Source organism: Mesorhizobium sp. M4A.F.Ca.ET.022.05.2.1 (genome assembly GCF_003998845.1).
Classification (GTDB): domain Bacteria; phylum Pseudomonadota; class Alphaproteobacteria; order Rhizobiales; family Rhizobiaceae; genus Mesorhizobium.
Window position 1 is genome coordinate 1 of record NZ_RZOJ01000518.1, and the last position, 3,607, is coordinate 3,607.

The following is a 3,607-nucleotide window of genomic DNA, read 5'->3' on the forward strand; positions in this document are numbered from 1 at the left end:
CGCATAGACGTCGAACGGTCGCCTGCCGTCGGCGGCGCGGGCCGGCAGCGGGCCGGTGTCGCTGGCTTCGATCAACGCCTTGTCGGGGATATGCGCGATCTTCAGGTTCTGGCCGATCGCGGAAGGATCGCGGATGACGATGGCCGCCTTGGGCGGGCCGTCGCCTTCCTCGGTCTGGACATGGATGATCTGCGGTCCGCCGGCCTTGGGCGTTTCGACCTTGGGTGCCGCCGTCGCCGCCTCCGCGGTGGGTGCCGGGGCAGGCGTTGCGGCCGGGGCCGGCGCCACCTTCGGCGTCGACACCGCGACCTCTTGCGGCTTGCGGAACGGTTTTTCGCGCAACGCGATCGCGCCGGAGACGCCGATCACCGCAAGCACGGCGAGCGTCGCCGCGACCGCGCCGGTGCTGATGCCGCGCGACGCAACACGCTGCGGCCTGAGAGCCTGCCCGAGTGGTCGCTCTATGTCCTTGCCGATGTCCACCAAGCCGCAACCCCGATGCATTGGGACCGGCAGGTGGGTCACCTCCCGGAACGCCAACGCCAATCCAAGCCTTCTCGGCGCCTGCCACGCCTCGGGCGCGGCGCGCCAGCCGCGTCCCCGAATCAAACTGCCGGAACCTCGCGGTCCCGGCAGCATCGCATTGCTTCGATCAGGCGGCCAGACCTCTTGGTCTGGTCCGCCGAATCCTTACTGGTTGAGCACGGCCTTCTGCGGATTCGGCGGGAACGCCGGATCGGTCTTCTGGCCGCGCAAAAGCTGCTCGGCATAGATCAGCTGCAAGTCGTCCTTCGGATCCGGCGGCACATAGGCAGCCGAGCCGGAGCCGGTCGAGCTCTCGTCGGCGCCCTTGATATGGCCCTTGAGGTCCGATTCGCCGCGCGTCAGGTCCCGGCCCTGCAGGTCCGCCGGCAGCGGCTGCTCGACCTTTATGTCAGGCGTGATGCCCTTGCCCTGGATCGACTTGCCGGACGGGGTGTAATAGAGCGCCGTCGTCAGCCTGAGCGCGCCGTTCTCGCCGAGCGGGATGATGGTCTGCACCGAGCCCTTGCCGAAGGACTGCGTGCCGACCACGGTGGCGCGGCGCAGGTCCTGTAGCGCGCCGGCGACGATTTCCGACGCGCTCGCCGAACCGCCATTGACCAGCACGATCAGCGGTTTGCCGCCGATGTCGTCGCCCGCCCTCGCGTCGAAGCGGGTGACGTCCTTCGGATCGCGGCCGCGCGTCGAGACGATCTCGCCGCGGTCGAGGAAGGCATCCGACACGCTCACCGCCTGGTCGAGCAGGCCGCCCGGATTGAGGCGCAGATCGAGCACATAGCCCTTGAGCTTGTCGGCCGGCACCTGCTTCTTGATGGTGTCGATGGCGTTCTCGAGATCGTCATAGGTCTTCTCGGTGAACGAGGTGATCTTCATGTAGCCGACGTCGTTCTCGACCCGGAACTTGACCGCCTTGACCTTGATGATGTCGCGCACCACCGTCAGCTCGATCGGCTTGTCGGCGCCCTGGCGCAGGATGGTCAGCTTGATCGGCGTGTTGACCGGTCCGCGCATCTTCTCGACGGCGTCGTTGAGGGTCAGGCCGCGCACCTCCTCGCCGTCGATCTTGGCGATGTAGTCGCCTGCCAGCACGCCGGCCTTGGCGGCCGGCGTGTCGTCGATCGGCGTGATCACCTTGACCAAGTCGTTCTCCATGGTGACCTCGATGCCGAGGCCGCCGAACTCGCCCTTGGTCTGCACGCGCATGTCCTGCGCCTGCTCGGCGTTCATGTAGGACGAGTGCGGATCAAGCGAGGCCAGCATGCCGTTGATGGCGTTCTCGACCAGCGACTTGTCGTCCGGCGGCGTCACATATTGCGCCCGCACACGCTCGAAAATATCGCCGAAGATCGCCAGCTGCTTGTAAGTCTCGGAGCCCGCAGCGTTCGCCGTCGAGCCTGGCGCGCCGTAGACCAGACTCATCGCTGACGCGCCCATCAGCGCGCCGGCGAACAGAAGCGAAAGTTTCCGCATCATTTCACGTCCTTCCAGAAAAACGGTCCGCCCACCATGGGGTCGGATCGACGGGTTTCCCATCCTTGCGGAACTCGACATAGAGCTCCGGCGTGGCATTTCCATTCTGCGAAGCCGAGGTGCTCGCCACCCGGGCCTCTCCCATCGCGCCGACCGGTTCTCCTGCGAGCACCGACTGGCCAGTCGCGACACTGATTCTGCTCATCCCAGCCAGGACGACATGATACCCGTCGCCGGCATTGAGGATCAAGAGTTGACCATAAGAGCGAAACGGCCCCGCATAAAGCACATTTCCATCCGCCGGCGCGGTGACGATGGCTCCCGATTGTGTCGCAACCATGTCGCCCTGCATCACCGCGCCGTTACCGTCATCGGCCCCGAAGCGCCGCTTGATCTTGCCGGTGACCGGCAGCGCGATCTGTCCCTGCAGCGCCGAGAACGGCGCCGCGGCCGTGAGTCGGTTGCCTTCCGGCACCGGCAGCGAAGCGAGTTCCGTCGAGGCCGGCGCCCCGTTCGGTGCCGCCTGGTCGACATCAGCCGATTTCCGCTCGGCCGCCTTGGCCTGGTCCGCCGCCTTGCGTGTTTTGTCTGCTTCAAGCGAGGCGATGAGCTCCTTCAGGCTGCCCGCCCTGGCGGCCAGCGCCTGCGAGCGCTGCTTCTCGGCGGCGATCTCCGTCTCGGTGTCGGCCTGAAGCCTCTGCTTGGCCTCGAGCAGCATGCTCAGCCGCTTCTTTTCGGCCGTCTGTTCGCCGACCGCCGTGGTCAGCCGTGCCCGCTCGGCCTCGATCGAGGCCGTCACCCGCGTCTGCTCCTTGAGGTCGGCAAGCAGCATTTCGGTCTGCTCGCGCAATTCCGGGACCACCGCGCCGAGCAGGATGGCGCTGCGCACCGACGACAGCGCATCCTCCGGTTTGACCAGGATCGCCGGAGGCGGATTGAGTCCCATGCGCTGCAGCGCGCCCAGCACTTCGGCCAGCACGTCGCGTCGCGCCGCCAGCGAGGCACGGATCTTCTGCTCTTCCCCTTTCAGCCCTTCCAGCTTGGCGCCGATATCCTCGATGTCCTGACCGAGCTTCTGCTCGGTCATCGCCGACTGGATCAGCGCCGCTGTGATCGAGGCATGATCCTTCTTGACCGCCGCTATGTCGGCAGCGAGCTTGGCCAGCCGCTCGGAAGAAAGCGTGATTTCCTTCGAGACCTGCTCATATTCGGCCCGGCTCTGGTCGGGATCGGGCGCCGGGTCGAGCGTGTTCTCGGCCATCACGGGGCCCAGCGACAGCACGATCGCGGCCGCGGTCAAACCACAGCGCGCGCGCCAGGAGCTCGTTTTCGATTTCCAGCCTTCAGACATCAGGCGTCGACTCTAACTGCGGCTTCGTTAACGAACCATCAACCATGTTCGGCGACCGCGGGCAGCCTTGTCCCGCAATGGGGCGAAAATCCGGGCGGGCCCGCGCCGATCCACAGCCTTCGCTCTACGAACGATGGTAGGGGTGCCCGGAAAGGATAGTGGCCGCCCGATAGAGCTGTTCGCCCAGCATCACCCGCACCAGCTGGTGCGGCCAAGTCAGCGCCCCGAAGGACAGAACCAGAT

3 protein-coding genes and 1 pseudogene are annotated in these 3,607 nt (G+C 66.3%); all 4 read right to left on the reverse strand.

Annotated features, from left to right (window positions below; all coding sequences use genetic code 11):
- Positions 1–486 (reverse strand): annotated as a pseudogene (locus EN745_RS31815) (divergent polysaccharide deacetylase family protein); the annotation flags it as partial.
- A 204-nt stretch (positions 487–690) separates the two neighbouring features.
- Complete coding sequence (locus EN745_RS31820) at positions 691–2,016, reverse strand: S41 family peptidase (protein ID WP_187331394.1); 1,326 nt, start codon at positions 2,014–2,016, stop codon at positions 691–693.
- A gap of 1 nt (position 2,017) precedes the next feature.
- Positions 2,018–3,364 carry a murein hydrolase activator EnvC gene (locus EN745_RS31825; RefSeq protein WP_127423081.1) on the reverse strand — a complete coding sequence of 449 codons (1,347 nt, stop codon included), beginning with the start codon at positions 3,362–3,364 and terminating at the stop codon, positions 2,018–2,020.
- A gap of 124 nt (positions 3,365–3,488) precedes the next feature.
- The coding region (locus EN745_RS31830) for a 23S rRNA (pseudouridine(1915)-N(3))-methyltransferase RlmH (protein WP_189363225.1) at positions 3,489–3,607 on the reverse strand (119 nt) is incomplete at its 5' end.

Coding starts and splice junctions, on each gene's coding strand:
- EN745_RS31820 (WP_187331394.1), bottom strand. CDS start 2,016: ATGATGCGGAAACTTTCGCTTCTGTTCGCCGGCGCGCTGATGGGCGCG.
- EN745_RS31825 (WP_127423081.1), bottom strand. CDS start 3,364: ATGTCTGAAGGCTGGAAATCGAAAACGAGCTCCTGGCGCGCGCGCTGT.